Source organism: Paenibacillus sp. CF384 (genome assembly GCF_900106745.1).
GTDB lineage: Bacteria > Bacillota > Bacilli > Paenibacillales > Paenibacillaceae > Paenibacillus_Z.
In genome coordinates, this window is record NZ_FNNV01000001.1 from 246,379 (window position 1) to 264,763 (window position 18,385).

The window sequence follows — 18,385 nt, forward strand, 5'->3', positions numbered from 1 at the left end:
TGCAGGGCACGGCGCTTTCATCAAAATTAGCGTCATTTTTTCTTGCGTAGTGTGTGGGTGGCCTATACCAAGTGAAAATCGTTTTCATAGAATAATAGAAGTTGAGGAGAAGGGAGAGAGGCTTTTGAAGGGATTAATTCTTTGTGCGGGGAAAGGAAGCCGATTATATCCATTTACCCACAGTCGTCCGAAGACGCTCATACCTGTCGCAAATACCCCATTATTACAATTATCGCTTATGAAATTTATAGAGCTCGGTATAGATCAGGTCGGCATAGTCATTCATCCATCACAAGAAGCGGCCATTCGAGGGGAATTCGGCGAGGGAGAAGCGCTTGGCATTTCGATCTCGTACATCTATCAGTACGAAGCTAGAGGAATTGCACATGCGGTCAAGCAAGCTCAGGCATATATCTCTGAAGAAGCTTTTATGCTGCTCTTGGGGGATAATCTGATTTCTGCTCCGTTAAATGCGCTGAAGGAGGACATCGAGCTTGGTGGGGTACAAGCATCTTTGCTGCTCGCGAATGTTACAGAACCGAAGGATTACGGCATTGCGGATATTCAGGATGGGCGAATCATCAGCCTTGAAGAGAAGCCGACGAATCCGAAGTCAAATTTGGCAGTGCTTGGTTCGTATGCCTTTACGAAAGATATCTTCACAGCGATCGACGAAATTCGTCCTTCCAAGCGGGGAGAATACGAAATTACGGATGCGATTCAACGGTTAATCGAACAGGGGCTAGTCGTCGCGTATCATGTAACGGATCAGTTGAACATTGATGTCGGTACGATGGATCGGTGGCTGAAGGCTAACCAGAAATTGCTTAGTGCAGATGCGTCGAAAAATCGGATTCACGAGTCCGTCAGGCTGGAGCGGTGTACGATCATTGAGCCTGTATCCATCGATAAGGACTGCGTGCTGAAGGATTGCCGGATCGGGCCGTACGTGTCCGTTGGCGCAGGCTCAAAGCTAGAAAACTGTCATATCGAAAACAGCGTGCTGTTGAATGGAGTTCATGCGCAAGATCTTCCATTCATGTTGAAAAACGTTATTCTCGGCGAGCATTCAATCGTCGTCGGTTTGAACAACGACGAGGGAGCGAATGAACCTTGAAAATATTAATAATTGGAACCGGCTACGTAGGGGCTACGACCGCCATGGTATTAGCAGAGTCGGGCTGGGAAGTCACGGGACTTGATGTCGATGCCTTCAAAATCGAACGGCTGAGGCAGGGACGATTGCATTTTCACGAGCCCAGCCTGGAAGATTTGATATCAAAGCATGTGCACAGCGGCCGACTGCTCTTTACGACGGATAAAGAGACGGCTATCGCAGAGCACGACGTCATTTTTATTTGCGTCGGAACGCCTTCGCAACCGGACGGAAACGCAGACCTTAGGTACGTTCAACAAGCAGCCGAGGATATCGGGTACTGGATGAACGACTACAAGCTCGTTGTCACCAAAAGCACTGTCCCCGTAGGTACACAAGAGCAAATTATAGCGTGGATCAAAGCTGCGCAGCGGAAAGCCTACCCGTTCGATGTCGCGTCCAATCCCGAATTTCTGCGGGAAGGCAAGGCCGTGGAAGATGCCTTGCAGCCGGATCGTATCGTAATTGGCACGGACAGCGCGAGTGCAACGGAGCAGCTTCAAAAGCTGTACGAGGTGTTTCAGTGCCCTTGGATCGTAACGAAGCCACGGACCGCAGAGCTAATCAAGTATGCTTCCAATGCCTTCCTCGCTACGAAAATATCGTATATGAACGAGCTTGCGAGACTTTGCGATGAACTGAAAATCAACGTTAAAGAGGTTGCCGATGGGATGGGGCTGGATCCTCGGATCGGACCAAGCTTCCTTCAAGCCGGCCTGGGGTATGGAGGCTCCTGTTTTCCGAAAGACGTCTCGGAGTTGGTCATGACTTCAAGAAAGCACGAAGTTAATCTTCATATTCTGGACCAAGTGATGGAGGTCAACCGCAATCAGTTTACTTATTTGCTCGACAAGGCGAGGTCGCGGCTGGGGAGCTTTGCGGACAAGAACATTGCGGTACTGGGGCTTGCGTTCAAGCCAAATACGGATGATATCCGGGAAGCACCGGCTCTACGGATGATTCAAGAGTTGCTGCTCGAACAGGCCAAAGTGAAGTTGTTTGATCCCGTCGCGAAATTGCCGGGCCATGCTGCTTATGAGGCCGTGACGGTCTGTGCATTGGTGGAAGAGGCTTTACAAGATGCGGAAGCAATCATACTGTGCACCGAATGGACGGAGTTTGAGCAGCTGGATTGGGAGAACCTGAAAGTGCTGTTAGGGCAGGCCAATTTCTTCGACGGTCGCAATATGATGGATGCTCGGCGGATGCGAGGCATCGGCTATTATTATCAAGGCATCGGTAATGATTATTGACAGTCCGGTGACAAGGACATAATCTCAGTAAAGGCTGCGAATTTCGCGGCTTTTTTTGTATTTATTGGGAGCAAGTTCAACAACCCAGACTTGCACAAAACCCAATGAGCCCCTGTAGTTTGTCCATTGAGAACCGCTGAGATATCAATTACTATAAGTTTATAGTGATAATGATTATCATTATCTATATCAATTTGTGAGGAGAACGAACATGTATCGGAATATCAAAACAGTAACTCTATTGAGCACCTTCGCACTAATGGGAGCTTTATTACTAGGGTGCGGCAAGAACAGTACGATGGAAAGCAACACGGCAAACTCTGCATCAGTTACATCGGAAACGTCAGTCGCAACCGAGGAAGCAGCTGATACGACACGTACGTTCACGGATTGGACCAAGCATGAAGTCCAAATTCCAGTAACACCGCAGCGTGTCATCTATCATGGTGAAACAACAGGCGACTTACTTGCCCTTGGCGTTAAGCCAATTGGAATAATGAAAGACGCCATTGTAGGAACAGTGCTGGAAGATCAGCTGCCGGATGTGGAGGACATCGGTTTTCCGCTGAATGTTGAGAAGGCAATGACGCTTAAGCCTGATCTTATCATTTTCTCAAATGACGACGCAGAGCAATACGGGGCTATCTCTAAAGTTGCTCCAACCGTCACTTTCAATACGTTCGACCAGCTGGATGTTCGGATGCGGACTTTAGGCGATCTATTAAATAAGAAGCAAGAAGCAGAGGATTGGCTGACTGCGCATGCGATCAAAATGACCAGCATGTGGGAAGATCTGCATGCAAACGGAATTAAAGAAGGCGAGACCGCTTCCGTGTTCACGCTATATCCAGGCAACCGGCTCTTCATTATGGCAGGTGCGGGTCTTCCGCAATTCTTATATGAAGAAGGCGGCTTCAAACCGCTTCCTAACGTTAAGAAGCTTATTGACGAGCAGACAGGTTTTTTGGAAATATCGGCCGAGGTACTTCCGCAATATGCGGCTGATCGGATCTTTATTCTGAATCCCGTTGATCCTGTTGCGCAAGAAGATACGAACACGCTTATGAATAGCGCAATCTGGAAGGGAATCCCCGCTGTTAAGGACGGTCATGTATACAACTTCGACATTTTAAAAGCGAGTAGCGATGCAACATCAAGGGAGTGGATGATTACAGAGCTGCCGAAGGTTCTATTGAAAAAGTGAGATGTAGATAGGAAGCCACTCAGAAGAAGCTCTCCGACGATTGTTGAAGAGCTTCTTTCTATTGTTTATAATAAGAGTGAATGATAATTGTTCTCAGTATTGAAAGGGGCCGCAACATGTCACTGACCGAGGCATCCCGGCTGCCGCTTCGATCGCTCTTATTTCATTTTGTAGATATCGAATTGCTCAGCTATGATGCTGGCGCGGTATTAGCCGAAGATGTAGCATCATGCTATACGTTATTTGTGTTTAAGAACGGCAAAGGTAAAATCTATACGGAAATGTTCAATTCCTGCTTCGCGCCTTCTTACACTTATGTGCTTCCGCCTTACAGTGCCTATCAATTGGAGAGTATGGACGATAGCCAGATTGAATATTATCGCATTTCTTTTTACATCTTCCATGTTAAGGACGGACAAGGGGAGCGCTTCGAACAACCGCTGTTCCCGGAGCGCGAAGAACTCCGAATCTATCCGCAGTCACAATGGAGCGATTTACTGGATCAGCTGTACGTTGGCCATACCAAGGAAGACGACTTAGAGGCGCACCGTCAACAACTGTTATTCCAAAGGGTTATTGAATGTATGCTGGAGCATAATTTGCAAGTTGATCAGCCGCGGAGCTCCGCACAAACGGTAGAGCAAACGATTGGGTACATGCAAGCAAATTTTCAGCAACCGATCACAGTCATGCAGCTTGCAAATATGGCCAATGTCCCATCGTGGCAGTATACGTCTATATTTAAGGAGCTGACCGGTAAAAAACCATTGGATTATTTGACGGAGCTGCGTATTAATCGTGCCAAAGAATGGTTAATCGGTACGGAGAGCACCCTCAGAGAAATTGCAGAACAAGTCGGCTTTACGGATGAGTATTACTTCAGCTGGCGATTTCGGCTAATGACGGGCTTCTCGCCAAGGCAGTATGCCATCTCCATGAGGCAGAATATCCTTGTGAAAGACTGGAACGGTCATGAGGTCAGGATTCCTTCGAACCCGAGCCGTGTTCTGTATTGCGGGGAAACGACAGGCGATTTGAACATGCTGGGCATTCCGCTTATTGAGAACCAGATCTTCTGTAAGGAAACGCCGCTCAGTCAGGAGCTAGCATCCAAGCTCTCGCCGGACCTCATCATCTTTGATCATTATGATGAAACGCTCTACTCACAAATCTCGCAAATTGCCCCGACCCTTACCTATAATTCTCGGGGCTCGCTGGATGACAGGCTGTTAATGCTCGGTGAGTGGTTCGGGAAAAAACAAGAGGCTGAACAATGGCTTCTTCATTATCGCGGGCATACATCGCAAATGTGGCAGCAGCTTCGGATGCGTATTGGTCCGGAGGAGACGGCTTCTGTATTTGTGTTCCATCGTGGCAAACGTTTATTTGTTATGGGCAATATCGGCCTATCATCAATTCTTTATCATCCCGATGGCTTTCGCCCTGCAGGCAAGGTGCGACAAATCTTGCATTCAGGGAGGCCCTACAAAGAAATAACGGCTAGAACCATTCATCAATATGCTGGTAATCGAGTGTTCATGATGCTTCCTGAAAGCCCTGACTCTAGGGCAGCGATGGAAGAGCTGATGAACAGCCCGTTATGGCGCAATCTCCCTGCAGTGAAGGATGGATTCAGCTATTTGCTTGATGAACGGGACTGGAACCATGAGGATGCCACAACGAGAGAAAGGTTGCTCTACCTTCTCCCGCGGCTCCTTACCCAAACCTCGTAGATTCGCCATTTGCAAGTCATTGTATTCATATGGGTAAGTATACAGTTGTATACAGAAAGTGCTAGACTTAGAGACGGTGACGGAAGTTGGCATGTGTACGGCACATGTCGCTAGCCCAACAAATTACAGCCTTAGATGAAGAAAGAGAGGGGATATTTAACGATGCTTCGTAGGTTTTTCTCGTACTACCGCCCTTACAAAGGCTTGTTCATTCTCGATTTTACTTGCGCGGTCATTGCGGGTTTACTAGAGCTCGGCTTTCCGCTAGCGGTCAGCAAATTTATCGACGATCTGTTGCCAAACGGCGACTGGAAGATGATCGTACTAGCCAGTCTCGGACTACTAGCTATTTATTTACTCAATACCGTGTTGAACTACGTCGTCACCTATTGGGGACATATGCTAGGAATCAATATTGAAACCGATATGCGCTGGAAAATGTTCGACCATATTCAGAAGTTGTCGTTCCGCTTCTTCGACAATCATAAAACCGGTCATCTCGTTGGCCGAGTCACGAACGACCTGAACGACATCGGGGAGATCGCGCACCATGGGCCGGAAGATATTTTCATCGCAGTTATGACACTGGCAGGCTCCTTTACGCTGATGGCCTACATCAACCTGGAGCTGGCTTTACTCACGTTCATTATCATTCCGTTCATGGCTTGGATGATCATTGTATTCGGAGGCCGTATGACGAACACGTATCGACGGTTGTTCGGTAACGTAGGAAACTTTAATGCCCGCATTGAAGAGAACGTCGGTGGCATCCGCGTCGTGCAGTCGTTTGCGAACGAGGAACACGAGAAGAAGTTATTCTCCGTTGACAACCGCAATTTCCGCGAGACGAAACTACTTGCCTATAAGACGATGGCTAAGAGCTTCTCGGTCAGTTATATGCTGATGCGTCTCATTACGATATTTGTTATGTTATGCGGCGCATGGTTCTACATCGACGGTAGAATCGAGTTAGGGGAGTTTATGGGGTTCTTGCTGCTGTCGAACATTTTCTTCCGGCCGATTGAGAAGATTAACTCTGTTATTGAGAGTTATCCGAAAGGGATCGCCGGATTTAAGCGCTACGTCGAAATCATAGACTTGGAGCCGGATATTCAGGACGCCAAAGATGCCGTCGACGCTCACGCGCTGCACGGAGAAATCCGCTTCGAGAATGTCTCGTTCGGCTACGAGGAAAACCGCGAGGTGCTCAAAGGCGTCGATCTGAACATTCGAGTAGGAGAGACGGTTGCCTTCGTCGGTCCTTCAGGCGCCGGGAAGACGACGATCTGCAGCTTGCTGCCGCGTTTCTACGATGTCACCGGAGGGCGCATTACCGTCGATGGCAAAGACATCCGCAACCTGACGCTGAAGTCGCTGCGTAGAAATATCGGTATCGTGCAGCAGGATGTATTCCTGTTTGCCGGCTCAATCCGTGAGAACATCGCTTACGGCGACTTGAAGGCGACTGATGAGCAGATTTGGGAGGCGGCCAGACGTGCCTCGCTGGAGGTAATGATTAAGCAACTGCCAGAAGGCATGGACACAATCATTGGTGAACGCGGCGTAAAACTGTCCGGTGGCCAGAAGCAGCGGATGGCGATAGCGCGGATGTTCCTGAAAAACCCGCCGATTCTTATTCTGGACGAAGCGACTTCGGCATTGGACACCGAAACCGAAGCGGCAATCCAGCAGTCGCTGGCCGAGTTATCGCTTGGCCGAACGACGCTCGTCATCGCGCACAGGCTGGCCACGATTAAGAACGCGGATCGCATTATCGTCGTCGACGAGAACGGTATCGCCGAGGAAGGCAGTCACCGTGACCTGATTGAGTCCGGCGGCATCTACAGCAGGCTTCATCAAGCACAGTATCAGCACGCTTAAACGCACATCATAAATGTGGCGATATGCAAGAAATGCAATATTGAACAGGCTGCCGATACCGGCGGCCTGTTCTGCTATCAGGCAGGCAAGTTGGACCACCTGTGGAAAGTAGACGGTTTAGTGTGGCAAACTCTTCTTCATATCATAAAGTCGGACTCTCCATACGATCATAATTGCACCAAGCGCCAGCAGGATAATCCCGCTCCAGGCAATCTGCTCAAGACCTATATAGGAAATGAATAAACCTCCAACAAAGGTGCCTAGCGTGATTCCTAAATTGCTGAAGGATACGAATAAGCCGTTAGAAAACTCAGGTGCATCGGTCGCAATCGATGTAATCCATAATTGAGAAAAATTTAGGCCGATCGTGGTGATAATGCCCCATAGCAAGACAAGTATGGCCATTGAAATCGAATATCGACCGAAATAATCAACCATCAAGTAAATGAAGCCAAATATAAAGGGGAAAATCAAAGCAGTTCTTATCATGTTTTTACTAAACACATAACCGGCCACTAAATTACCGATCATGCCGCCAATACCATAAACAATCAACATCAAACTGATTTGTTTTCCTGACATATGGGTGACTTGACCCAAGTATTCAGCAAAGTAGCTGTATACGGAGAATACACCGGACATGACTAAAGTAGATGCGAGTAGACTTAACCAAATCTGAGGTCTTCTCAGTATGCCAAGTTGTGCTGAATAGGACATTCTTCCTTGTACCGGCATCGAAGGAAGAAAGGCTGCAATTCCTATCATTGCGATTGCGTTAATGGCTCCCGAGAACAACAATGCGGACCGAAGGGAGAATATATCTGCAACAAATGAGGTGACTGGAATGCCAAGCACGAGTCCGGCAGTAACGCCCATGAATACTTTACCAACAGCCTTCATGCTTTGATCTTTGTTCACCGAATTGGCTGCAGCAATAAAGGCGACCGAGAAATAGACTGGATGAAGAAAGGCCGGAATTATCCTTGCCATGACTAAGGTTGGATAGTTAGGTGCAAATGCGCCAACAACACTGCATATAACGAAAACGGAAAGCACGGCGATCATCATTATCTTATGATTGACCCCCGAGAACAACAACGTCATAAACGGGCCAAATAACGCGATTACCAGTGCAAATAAACTGACCAGCAAACCAGCTTGAGAAGCGCTGATTCCATAAACATTAGAAACTTGAGGCAAGATTCCTACGATGCCAAGCTCTGTATTGATTATTCCAAATATGCCGAAGGTGATCATAAATAATCGGAACATTCTAGGTTTCCCCTTTTCTTAATAATAATGAATCGAACTTTTCGTTCAGCTGCGAAGCAACAAACATAGTGTAATACGATCGCCCGATAGGTAGCAGTAAGATAGATTACAATTGACATCCCGTTCATTTATAAGCACTGATTTATTCACTTTGTAGTCTGGATTACAGAAGCCGAAATTTGCGAAATATAAGAACGACATTGTCGATCTGTTTCTGTTCGTAATTTAGCTTACAGAAATATGTCGCTTGCTGCGCTAAGATGGGCACATAACAAGGAGGGAAACACAATGAATAGAATTGAAAATGAAGCACAATTCCAAGAACAAATCGGTCAAGATAGCTATACCATCATGAAATTCGACGCAACCTGGTGTCCGGATTGCAAAAATCTTGATCGTTTTATCGGAGATATCATCAGTGAGAATAGCGACAAAGCATTCTTCGCCGTCGATTCGGAACAATTCGAGACGCTCGCAGAAAAGTATGACGTTAGAGGAATCCCAAGCTTGCTTGTATTCAAGAATGGGGAGAAGTTGGACCACTTGCATAGCAAATTCGCAAAAACTCCAGCTCAAATCAGGGAATATCTGAGTAAACTAGATATGCCTTCAGAACATCAATAAACTAAACAGACGTTTTCAGCTCAGGCAGAGGAGACTATTTACAGCTCCCTGCCTGATTTTCATATCTCGTAAACATAAGGAGAGAGAATAATGATCAACTTGTACCCGGCAGAGTCGAGACACTCCTTCGATCTGGGTTGGCTGAAAGGCAGCCATAGCTTTTCATTCGGTAATTACTTTGATGAGGAGAATACCGCTTTTGGCCCGATGCGCGTCATGAACGATGATACGATTTCTCCAAAACGTGGTTTTGGCGCTCATCCGCATAGCGACATGGAGATCCTTTCCATTGTTCTTGATGGAGCTCTCCGTCACGAGGACAGCTTGGGAAACGTGATGGTGAGCACATTTGGCGGGGTACAACGAATGTCTGCTGGCACTGGAGTGGTGCATACCGAACATAACCCTTCAGATACCGAAGATGTGACGCTGCTTCAGCTCTGGTTCGAGCCAGATAGAAAAGGGTTAGAGCCGTCTTATGAGACAACGAATTATGATCCGAATTCGCTAGCCGGCCAATTGTTGCCGATTGCTTCAAGCGATTCGGTCGAGCATTCGGTCGCAAAATTGCATCAGGATATGACTGTTTATCTAAGTAAACTGAAACCTGGCTCAACGGTGTCATTTCAACAACAACCGGGAAGAAAGGTATTCTTATTCGTCATTGAAGGACAGCTAGAGGTAGCAGGCACGAACGATGCAACGACGCTTCTGTCCAGACGGGATTCCGCACGCATCGTGAACAAAACGAGTTTAAGGTTTGAAGGAGTACAAGAAGCAGAAGAAACGTTCTTTATGTTAATTGACTTGCCTTAAGGAGGATCCACAATGGCCAGATTTTTGATCAAGCATGCTATAGGCGGGCGAACGTTCGTAGATACACAGGATAATCCGCACATTCAATTTGAAGTGAAGGATCAAGATACAGGTAGGAAGCAAATCACCGTTTATATTCCAATGGAAATGGAAATGGAAATACATGAGTTGCTTAAGTGGAGACAAGAATTGAATGTCTTTATTTTTGACGAGCTTGAGAATGGGCTTCAGCAGAAAACGTGGTATTATTCGGGAGACGGCGACCTTCATTACAATGAGACAGATCGAGTATTAAGTATCAGCAGCAGCCGTGATATTCGTTATTTGCCTTCTAATTTCCTAGAGTAGATAAGACTTTAAACAACAAGATGGTTGCCCTATAGGGACAACCATCTTGTTATTTCTCTTTGAATTTAAGTATCCTTATGGCAAGTCGCAACCTGCAATAATGCTTATAATGTTTGACTCCAATCTTGAACCGCGTGCCCATCGAGGTACTTCTCGCAGTCCAAGGCTGCCATACATCCACTTCCTGCAGCAGTAATTGCTTGACGATATTTACTATCTTGGACATCCCCGCATGCAAATACACCGGCAATATTCGTCTCTGTAGTCCCAGGTTTTACATTGATATATCCAATCTCATTAACATCAATTTGTCCATTTAAGAATCCCGTGTTCGGTGTATGACCGATTGTAACAAATAGACCATCTGTCTCTATAACTTCTTCATTTCCGGTAGCGTTATTCAATACTTTAAGACCCTTTACGCCTTTCTCGCTTGCAATAACCTCTAACGGTACTTTATTAAGTCCCCAAGTAATTTTACTATTATTGCGTGCACGGTCTTGCATGATTTTCGAGGCTCGGAGCTCCTCACGGCGATGGACAAGATGAACTTCAGTTGCAAACTTTGTTAGAAAGTGGGCTTCCTCCATTGCGGAGTCTCCGCCTCCGACTACGATTATTTTTTTACCACGGAAGAAGAATCCATCGCAGGTTGCACATGTGCTGACACCTCGTCCGATATTTTCCTGCTCCCCCGGAATCCCTAGATACTTAGCAGATGCACCGGTAGAAATGATAATCGACTCGGCAAGCAACTCCTCGCCTCCTTCAATTAATACTTTGAAGGGAGGTTTACTCAATTCCACTCCATTAACCCAACCTGTACGAAAAGTTGCCCCGAAGCGTTCTGCTTGTTTACGCATATTAGCGATGAGATCTGGTCCCATAATCCCTTCTGGGAAGCCTGGGAAATTCTCGACTTCGGTGGTAGTGGTCAATTGTCCCCCTGGTTCTTGACCTTCGATGATAATAGGATTTAAATTGGCACGAGCTAAATATATAGCTGCGGTAAGCCCTGCTGGACCGGTACCAATGATAATGACTTTGTTCATATTTGTACGCCTCCATTTATGCATGCCTGCAAATTGAAACCATCCGAATTAGGATGAATCATTCTTTAGTGTTTTATTCTTATCCCCGAAGCAGCTTTCCACTAATCAGGTACCTAATTGTCCGTATCAAGATAACGGCAATAAAGAATGTAACCAGGATGAGAATAAGTGCCGAAAGCACCTTCAACGGCCCACTGGATACTAATAATGCGTATTTTAAAGATGCACTGCTAAGAGCAGCCATCGGAAAGCTTAATGCCCACCAGGCCGTGCCGAATGGAATGGATTTATGGGATGCCTTAGGGAATAGCACCATTAATAAGAAAAGCCCGAAATAAAACAAAATGGAAGCAACCAAATCAACAGAATGTGTCGTATCTACATAAGCCAGAAAGCCAACTTCAAATGGAGCAATCAAAATTAACAAGGATGGTGCCATGGCTGCTGCCATAGGTTCGTGGTGAATTAACCGGGCAATGATAATCGTTATGAATATAAGGGCTGAAATGCCACCTATTGCAAAACAAAACATATTCAATTCATGAACCCACGCAAAAGGCATGATTACGGAAGTAACAGGCACATTTAAAGTGGCCACAACCGGAATTAACATGGCGGGGACAGCATGAAGCAGATCTTGTTTCGCTTTGAATAAACGAGATACCAAGAAGTAACTTAATAATAATGTTAAACAGGTGCCTATAATCCATAATGATTGGCCAAGAATTTGGCTGTAGGACGAAATGAATGCAGATAGAAGCAGGATTGCGACAGTGACCGCTCCAAAGAAATTACCGGCAATAGGGTTAGAAAATTCTGAAAGAACAACTTTGGGGTATTTAACCAACTTTATCGTATACATGATACACAGCAGCACAAATATTAGGATGCCTAAAAAACCAATAAGTTCTGAAATCAACGAAGAGGTTCCAAACAAATGATGGGATAGCCTCCAAGCAAATGAAAGTCCCAGTAGTCCCATTACTGCACCAAATGAGTTAACAGATAAGAATTGTAGTGAATTTTGATTTGACGATTCCAATGATCCCAATTGTAATACCCCTTCCTGTATAAGTCGCAGATTTCCCGACTTCCAAGTAATTTGTCCAAGTGCAGGAACAAACATAGCTTAATCTGATTTCTTCTTGAGATCAGTAATATACATTACAAACAATCATGATGATGAGTAGTGATTATGTTTTTGGAAAAACTATAGTTTAAACTTCGACTTCGTCAGGAGGCGGGCACCTCGGAATGTTAGATAAACGATATTATTTATCAAAAATGAGCATTTTTGACGTACTGACTCCCGATGATTTTGATGAATTAGATCATATATCTCCAATGACGCATTTTGATATGGTCCCCAGAGGACGTATCATACAGACGCCTGATACCGCTCAAGACGGATTGTATTTTATTAAAGAAGGAAAAGTACGTTTATACAAAGTAACTCCGGAAGGCAAGCAATTTACTGTGGTTATTTTAGGTAAAGGTAACGTCTTCGGGGAGATAGAAACCTTTTCTTTTGGAACGAATGGTTATTACATCGAGACCATGGATGAAACGTTGATTTGTTCGGTGTCTAAACAAAACTTTGAAGGCTTCCTAGCAGAACGGCCTTTGCTGGCTATGAAAATGTTATCGGAATTGAGTATGGTTCTGAAGGATAAAGATGAGATGCTTGAAAAGTTAGCCCTTGGTGATCTCAGGCAGCGCATCCTTCATCTATTATTCAAGCTATCCGAACGATTTGGAATCGAAGATGAGGGGAACATTAGAATTGACTTGCCAATTACACACCAGGATTTAGCGAATATGGTAGGCGCAACTCGCGAAGCGGTCTCTGTCATATTAAAGGCACTTGTGAAGAATGATATTATACAAACTGGAAGAAAATCGATTTCCATCTCACCTTTGAAGGTAGCGGAAATTCTTGAAGTAACTTACTCGTAAAGTAAGAAAGCAAATCATTCGCTCTTCTTTAAGGATACTAGCAGCTCCCGGATACGGGAGCTGCTTTTGGATGTGGAGCCTTTTGTAATCCAGATTACAGATGAATTCATCATGCTGAGCTATGATGGCCACAGGAGGGAAGCGCATATGGAATCAAAATTCAGCATGTCGCAAATAAAGTTATTCGAATCTCTTTCGGCGGAGATCATTGATGAGATGGATAAGAGCATGAATGATTTGAATCTCGTTACGAAACCGAAAAAACACGTCCTCCAAACGTCTGGTCATGATAAAAATGGTCTGTTTTTCGTCATTTCCGGTAAAGTTCGCTTCTATAAAACCAACTCAGCCGGTAAAGAGTATACGGTTTGCATTCTTGACGGTGGGGGAGTGTTTGGCGAAGTTGAATCGTTCTCCTTAGGCAATAAAGGAACTTATGTGGAAACGATGGAAGAAACGATGTACTATCGAATGCCGAATGAACAATTTGAACTACTTATGATTAAATATCCGGAGCTTGCTGTACCGTTCTTATCCGAATTAAGCAAACGATTACGAATTCAGGATGAATTAGTTGAAAAACTGATCTTTAGAGATCTTCGAGGTAAAGTGCTTTACTTTCTCAACAGACTTTCCAATAAATTTGGTGTTGAACAAGATGGATATCTCAAGATCGATATTCCTCTATCACATCAAGAATTGGCTAATATGATTGGTGCCACAAGGGAAGCAGTGACGCTTGTCTTACAGGAATTATCCAATGAAGGAATACTTATAACCAGTAGAAAAATGGTCATGATTCATATTCAAAAAGCAATGAAAGAATTGAATTGAGATTATGTAATCCACATTACTGTAGAAAAACGCATATTGCCTTATGATTACGTCATCCGGTTAAGAGCACTGGATTAAAAAATTGATTTCAAGGGAGCGAATATACAATGGGTAAATTCGAAGGTAAGGTAGCAGTCGTCACAGGAGGAACAAGCGGTATCGGACTTACGACGGCACAACGCTTTGTTGAGGAAGGTGCGTATGTATTCATTACTGGTCGTCGTCAAAGCGAATTGGATGCAGCAGTGAAGCTGATTGGGAAGAACGTAACCGGCATTCAAGGCGACATCTCTAAACTGAGTGATCTGGACAAGCTTTATGATGCCGTGAAGCAGGAGAAAGGACACCTGGATATCCTATTCGCCAACGCGGGGCTTGGCAGCATTCTGCCACTAGGTCAAATTACGGAAGAACAATTCGACCTGACCTTCGATGTTAATGTTAAAGGAACCTTGTTCACCATCCAAAAAGCACTGCCGCTGTTTCCAAACGGTAAAGGCTCGATTATCTTGACGGGTTCTACGGCAGGCACGGTCGGGGATGCAGGATTTAGCGTCTACGGCGGTACAAAGGCAGCTCTCCGCCAGATGTCGAAGAACTGGATCATGGACTTGAAAGGCACCGATATCCGGTTAAATGTACTTAGTCCTGGTATGGTCTATACGCCTGCGTATGACGATTTGTTTGGCGAAGCGCTGGATCTAGTCCTTGAATCTGCTAAGGTTAACGTTCCGCTGGGCCGTACCGGCAAGACGGACGAGATCGCAAACGCCGTTATGTTCCTGGCGTCCGAGGAAAGCAGCTATGTAAATGGCATCGAACTTTTCGTGGACGGCGGCATGGCTCAAATCTAATGCAATCATTGAAGTCGGTCTTCCGAACATCATGATCATACATCAAATCAGGCAGAGAAATTTATTTCTCTGCCTGATTTTCATTGTTATATAAAGAAAAAAAAGCACCGCTGCGGTCGCTATAATGGATTCTTTATGACTTGTGAGGGAATCATAACGGCCAAATATTAAAAATTTAGAGCCACACGAGGTGCAGCTAAGTGTATCCAATAATGATGTCGTGGGATGTTCCTGCGCTGCTAGTGATGTTCTTGCTTGGTTTAATCGCTTCGACATTTGGTGCCATTGTAGGTTTAGGCGGCGGGGTTGTAATCGTGCCCACGTTGATCCTGCTTGGCCCGTCCATGCTCGGTAAAAATATAGACACGGCGCTTGCGGTTGGCGTATCGCTCGGTGCACTCGTGTTTACGTCGTTTACATCGACGCTAACGTTTGTGAAGGAGGGCAAAGTCGACCTTCGCAGCGCGTTATTCTTCTCGCTCTCAAGCGGTCCATTATCATTATTAGGTGCTAGCATGACATCGCTGTTCGATCCGGAAATATTCAGGCGGGCATTCGGGTATTTCATGCTGTTCATGGTCCTGTTACTTTTGTTTCGAAAACGAATTAAACCTTATAAAGGGAACTGGCGTTATGTGCGGAAATACATAGATACCGCTGGTGTGGAGCAAGAATACGGTTATAACGTGTTTCCGGCACTGATCATTGGCGGCGCTGTCGGCTTGATTGCGGGATTACTCGGCATTGGTGGTGGTATTTTGCTCATTCCAACCATGCTGTTGTTGTTCCGCTTCCCGCCGCATATGGCTACCGCTACCTCGATGGCGGTTATCTTCGTTTCGGCATTGTTCGGCAGCGGCATGCATCTAATTCGTGGTGAATGGGATTGGATGCTTGTATTGTCTCTGGCACCAGGAGCGCTGCTTGGCGGTTGGATCGGCGCACGCATCTCGAGACGTATCAGCAGCGTACTGCTGATACGCATCATGTGCGGCACTTTGATGCTGTTCGCTTTGAGGATGATCATTACCTAATTTATGGGGGAATGCAAACAATGCATGCTCAAGAGGAGCATGCATTGTGGTTTTCAATTATGGGTTTATTTCACTGTCTTGTTCACGAGGTTGATATGGTCAAGTCCCATGCCGGTCGTGCCATTGAATATAAATTCCAGTTGGTACTTGCCCCGGGCATAAGTGATTTTCTTCTGTACGGTTTTGCCCGACTTAATCAGAACAGATTCATTCGGTGTGCCCCAGTGCTGAAGAAGCATGCGAACCGAGATGCCGCCGAGGTTAGTCTGGCGCTCAACGTTCGTTCCGAGATAGCGCATTTCCCGAATTTTGTTCAGTTTGTAGTTGATTGCGTAACCGGGATGTCCCATTTCTGCGTGATAAACGTCGAAGCCATCTGCATCTTTTGCCGGGTCTTCCGCTTCGCCGATCGCCTTAATTACCGCTCCGTGCGTAGTCGTACCAAGTGAAAAACTATGGAAATTGGGAAACTGGCCTTGGAGAGCCGGTTTGTAGAAGCTCATTAGCGTTTCGAATGCCTTTGCATGTGCATCAACCGGAGCAGCGGCGCTGGTTGCAGCGTAAGTCGGAACAGCAGCGACGGCAGACAAGGCTAATGTTCCGGCAACCACCGCGGCAATCGCCGTTTTTCTCACAGATGTATATACGATCATTATAAATTCCTCCTCGTTGTTTGCTTACATGCTTATCTTATCCGATATCCAAACGGAGTTCGTTACAAATGAGTAACGAAGTAGTTACAAAAAAGTTAAGACGACGTGACTCCTCGGGAGGTAATTTGCTGCTCAGTACAAAAACACCGCACAGACTTCTGTGCGGTGTTGCATAATTCTATGATAGGCGGGATGCCATATTGTTTATAGTTGAGAGATCGCTTGTTGAGTTGTCCAGGTAGCACTGGCGAAAGCCTGATAATTTGTAAGCGCTGCTTGAAAATTCAATTCATTGATAGCTGCGGTGGCATCATACACAACGGCTGTTTGGAATCCATTTTCGATTAAGTCTCTCATATGCGATTCTACGCAAATGTTTGACAGGACACCGGCCAGAATGATCTTTTCTTTTCTTTGCTGACGCAATTGGTAGACTAGATCATTGTTCTGCGGGCTGGCAACCTTATGGGCGGTTGTTATGATTGTTCTATTCGATAAAATATATGGCTTGAGTGATGGTACCCAATCAGCTCCTACAGAAGTGTAGTCATTTTGTTTTTGATAGACGCGAAGCTTCAATAACATTTCTTGTTCAGCTCCAGTAAATTGCCAAGAATAATCATGCGGAAATATATAATGGGGGGAAATAAATAGTTGATATCCCTTACTCAAGGCCGTACTCATTAAGAGTTCAAGGTTCCCAAGTGTATTGTAGTGATCAATAATAGGTTTTGTTAAATGATACCCTTTGCCTCCTGGTGAAAGAAAGTCATTTTGTGGATCTGTTATGACAATGGCTGTATTACCGGGATTCGGTTTAAACATATTTCATCCTCCAGATCGACCATGATTCTTTCATGAATATATATTAATGCGGTCTTGGATTTATTCCGTAGCATCACAGAGACATCTTGCTGTAACCTTTTTAACCATTTACTTCCACTAGCAAAAATGAAACGTTGATGAGGAAACACGTATAGAAAAATAATTTTACGATTTCTGGAGATACTTTTTCGAGTAATCACAAATTATTGGAGGTTTATAAAATGAAAATAGATACTAAAACTACGGCAGTCGTAGTTACTGATCCCCAAAATGCATTCTTAGCTCAGGACGGTTCAGGTTATGATTTAACAAAGGAAGTTTTACGTGAAGTAAATACGATTGCCAATATGGAGCGCGTGTTTAAGACTGCCAAAGAGAACGGATATCAGGTCTTTATTTCTCCTCATTATTATTATCCGCATGATCATAAATGGGATTTCGTCAGCGTAGGCGAACAAATGATGCATAATTTGAAAATGTTTAATGTCGACGGACCTCAAAAGGATGTACCACGTTCTTCACAAGCTGATTTTTATGAAGCATTCAAACCGTACATTGAAGACGGAAAGACTGTCGTTACGAGCCCACACAAAATCTTCGGGCCAGAATCCAATGATTTAGTTCTACAATTGCGTAAGAGGGGTATAAGCAAAATATTACTTGCTGGTATGAATTCGAACATTTGCGTGGATTCACATATGAGAGAACTTGTTGAGCAAGGGTTTGAGGTAGCCGTTATTCATGATGCGACCGGTGCGCCAGGTATGGATGCTTACAATGCCGGCAAAGTGAATTTCGGCTTATTATGCAGCGGCTCATGGACGACAGACGAGGCTGTAAGGTATATGACCTCTCCAAGTTAAAGCTATAGCTCAAAAAAATAGCGATTG

18 protein-coding genes are annotated in these 18,385 nt (G+C 45.1%); 13 read left to right on the forward strand and 5 right to left on the reverse strand.

What is annotated here, in order from left to right; all coding sequences use genetic code 11:
* Positions 1-124: 124 nt before the first annotated feature.
* The 5 genes from BLW29_RS01145 to BLW29_RS01165 all read left to right on the forward strand — a co-directional run bounded on the left by BLW29_RS01145 (position 125) and on the right by BLW29_RS01165 (position 7,227).
* Entirely contained in the window at positions 125-1,117 is a 993-nt protein-coding gene (locus tag BLW29_RS01145) for a sugar phosphate nucleotidyltransferase (protein WP_177186426.1), read from the forward strand.
* Positions 1,114-2,409, forward strand: a complete 1,296-nt coding sequence (locus tag BLW29_RS01150; protein ID WP_090975502.1) for a UDP-glucose dehydrogenase family protein — start codon at positions 1,114-1,116, stop codon at positions 2,407-2,409. Before BLW29_RS01145 ends, BLW29_RS01150 begins: the two co-directional genes overlap by 4 nt.
* Before the next feature lie 211 nt (positions 2,410-2,620).
* Positions 2,621-3,613, forward strand: coding sequence for an ABC transporter substrate-binding protein (locus tag BLW29_RS01155; protein ID WP_090975503.1), 993 nt, complete (start codon positions 2,621-2,623; stop codon positions 3,611-3,613).
* A gap of 116 nt (positions 3,614-3,729) precedes the next feature.
* Complete coding sequence (locus BLW29_RS01160) at positions 3,730-5,346, forward strand: AraC family transcriptional regulator (protein WP_177186427.1); 1,617 nt, start codon at positions 3,730-3,732, stop codon at positions 5,344-5,346.
* 162 nt (positions 5,347-5,508) lie between these two features.
* Positions 5,509-7,227: an ABC transporter ATP-binding protein gene (locus tag BLW29_RS01165; RefSeq protein ID WP_090975505.1), complete on the forward strand. Its 1,719-nt coding sequence runs from the start codon at positions 5,509-5,511 to the stop codon at positions 7,225-7,227.
* Between the two features lie 117 nt (positions 7,228-7,344).
* Here BLW29_RS01165 and BLW29_RS01170 read toward each other — a convergent pair whose 3' ends face one another.
* The gene (locus tag BLW29_RS01170; RefSeq protein ID WP_090975506.1) at positions 7,345-8,499 is read right to left on the reverse strand and encodes an MFS transporter; all 1,155 of its coding nucleotides are present in this window, start codon (positions 8,497-8,499) and stop codon (positions 7,345-7,347) included.
* Positions 8,500-8,787: 288 nt separating this feature from the next.
* Here BLW29_RS01170 and BLW29_RS01175 point away from each other — a divergent pair, with 288 nt between their 5' ends.
* The 3 genes from BLW29_RS01175 to BLW29_RS01185 all read left to right on the forward strand — a co-directional run bounded on the left by BLW29_RS01175 (position 8,788) and on the right by BLW29_RS01185 (position 10,287).
* Positions 8,788-9,123: a thioredoxin family protein gene (locus tag BLW29_RS01175; protein ID WP_090975507.1), complete on the forward strand. Its 336-nt coding sequence runs from the start codon at positions 8,788-8,790 to the stop codon at positions 9,121-9,123.
* A 90-nt stretch (positions 9,124-9,213) separates the two neighbouring features.
* Positions 9,214-9,939 (forward strand): pirin family protein, encoded by a 726-nt coding sequence (locus BLW29_RS01180; protein ID WP_090975508.1) that lies wholly within the window; start codon positions 9,214-9,216, stop codon positions 9,937-9,939.
* A 12-nt stretch (positions 9,940-9,951) separates the two neighbouring features.
* Positions 9,952-10,287, forward strand: a complete 336-nt coding sequence (locus BLW29_RS01185) for a hypothetical protein (RefSeq protein ID WP_090975509.1) — start codon at positions 9,952-9,954, stop codon at positions 10,285-10,287.
* Positions 10,288-10,391: 104 nt separating this feature from the next.
* On the opposite strand, the gene trxB is transcribed toward BLW29_RS01185, so the two are convergent.
* On the reverse strand, positions 10,392-11,339 hold the full coding sequence (gene trxB / locus BLW29_RS01190; protein ID WP_090975510.1) for a thioredoxin-disulfide reductase: 948 nt from the start codon (positions 11,337-11,339) through the stop codon (positions 10,392-10,394).
* Between the two features lie 79 nt (positions 11,340-11,418).
* Positions 11,419-12,390 carry an SLAC1 anion channel family protein gene (locus BLW29_RS01195; protein ID WP_256208248.1) on the reverse strand — a complete coding sequence of 324 codons (972 nt, stop codon included), beginning with the start codon at positions 12,388-12,390 and terminating at the stop codon, positions 11,419-11,421.
* Positions 12,391-12,593: 203 nt separating this feature from the next.
* Between BLW29_RS01195 and BLW29_RS01200 the strand changes: the two genes are divergently transcribed.
* From BLW29_RS01200 to BLW29_RS01215, 4 genes are all read left to right on the forward strand, one after another.
* Complete coding sequence (locus BLW29_RS01200) at positions 12,594-13,295, forward strand: Crp/Fnr family transcriptional regulator (RefSeq protein WP_090975512.1); 702 nt, start codon at positions 12,594-12,596, stop codon at positions 13,293-13,295.
* A 147-nt stretch (positions 13,296-13,442) separates the two neighbouring features.
* A complete protein-coding gene (locus BLW29_RS01205; RefSeq protein WP_090977018.1) occupies positions 13,443-14,129 on the forward strand; it encodes a Crp/Fnr family transcriptional regulator in 687 nt (228 codons plus the stop codon).
* Positions 14,130-14,236: 107 nt separating this feature from the next.
* Entirely contained in the window at positions 14,237-14,983 is a 747-nt protein-coding gene (locus BLW29_RS01210) for an SDR family NAD(P)-dependent oxidoreductase (protein ID WP_090975513.1), read from the forward strand.
* 200 nt (positions 14,984-15,183) lie between these two features.
* The gene (locus BLW29_RS01215; protein WP_256208249.1) at positions 15,184-16,017 is read left to right on the forward strand and encodes a sulfite exporter TauE/SafE family protein; all 834 of its coding nucleotides are present in this window, start codon (positions 15,184-15,186) and stop codon (positions 16,015-16,017) included.
* Between the two features lie 65 nt (positions 16,018-16,082).
* Here BLW29_RS01215 and BLW29_RS01220 read toward each other — a convergent pair whose 3' ends face one another.
* Both BLW29_RS01220 and BLW29_RS01225 read right to left on the reverse strand, forming a co-directional pair.
* Complete coding sequence (locus BLW29_RS01220) at positions 16,083-16,670, reverse strand: YjgB family protein (protein ID WP_090975514.1); 588 nt, start codon at positions 16,668-16,670, stop codon at positions 16,083-16,085.
* A 204-nt stretch (positions 16,671-16,874) separates the two neighbouring features.
* The gene (locus tag BLW29_RS01225) at positions 16,875-17,495 is read right to left on the reverse strand and encodes a cysteine hydrolase family protein (RefSeq protein WP_090975515.1); all 621 of its coding nucleotides are present in this window, start codon (positions 17,493-17,495) and stop codon (positions 16,875-16,877) included.
* 221 nt (positions 17,496-17,716) lie between these two features.
* Here BLW29_RS01225 and BLW29_RS01230 point away from each other — a divergent pair, with 221 nt between their 5' ends.
* Complete coding sequence (locus tag BLW29_RS01230; RefSeq protein ID WP_090975516.1) at positions 17,717-18,358, forward strand: cysteine hydrolase family protein; 642 nt, start codon at positions 17,717-17,719, stop codon at positions 18,356-18,358.
* The last annotated feature ends 27 nt before the right edge of the window (positions 18,359-18,385 follow it).

Coding starts and splice junctions, on each gene's coding strand:
- BLW29_RS01185 (WP_090975509.1), top strand. CDS start 9,952: ATGGCCAGATTTTTGATCAAGCATGCTATAGGCGGGCGAACGTTCGTA.
- BLW29_RS01220 (WP_090975514.1), bottom strand. CDS start 16,670: ATGATCGTATATACATCTGTGAGAAAAACGGCGATTGCCGCGGTGGTT.
- BLW29_RS01160 (WP_177186427.1), top strand. CDS start 3,730: ATGTCACTGACCGAGGCATCCCGGCTGCCGCTTCGATCGCTCTTATTT.
- BLW29_RS01155 (WP_090975503.1), top strand. CDS start 2,621: ATGTATCGGAATATCAAAACAGTAACTCTATTGAGCACCTTCGCACTA.
- BLW29_RS01230 (WP_090975516.1), top strand. CDS start 17,717: ATGAAAATAGATACTAAAACTACGGCAGTCGTAGTTACTGATCCCCAA.
- BLW29_RS01200 (WP_090975512.1), top strand. CDS start 12,594: ATGTTAGATAAACGATATTATTTATCAAAAATGAGCATTTTTGACGTA.
- BLW29_RS01210 (WP_090975513.1), top strand. CDS start 14,237: ATGGGTAAATTCGAAGGTAAGGTAGCAGTCGTCACAGGAGGAACAAGC.
- BLW29_RS01170 (WP_090975506.1), bottom strand. CDS start 8,499: ATGTTCCGATTATTTATGATCACCTTCGGCATATTTGGAATAATCAAT.
- trxB (WP_090975510.1), bottom strand. CDS start 11,339: ATGAACAAAGTCATTATCATTGGTACCGGTCCAGCAGGGCTTACCGCA.
- BLW29_RS01180 (WP_090975508.1), top strand. CDS start 9,214: ATGATCAACTTGTACCCGGCAGAGTCGAGACACTCCTTCGATCTGGGT.
- BLW29_RS01225 (WP_090975515.1), bottom strand. CDS start 17,495: ATGTTTAAACCGAATCCCGGTAATACAGCCATTGTCATAACAGATCCA.
- BLW29_RS01165 (WP_090975505.1), top strand. CDS start 5,509: ATGCTTCGTAGGTTTTTCTCGTACTACCGCCCTTACAAAGGCTTGTTC.
- BLW29_RS01175 (WP_090975507.1), top strand. CDS start 8,788: ATGAATAGAATTGAAAATGAAGCACAATTCCAAGAACAAATCGGTCAA.
- BLW29_RS01205 (WP_090977018.1), top strand. CDS start 13,443: ATGGAATCAAAATTCAGCATGTCGCAAATAAAGTTATTCGAATCTCTT.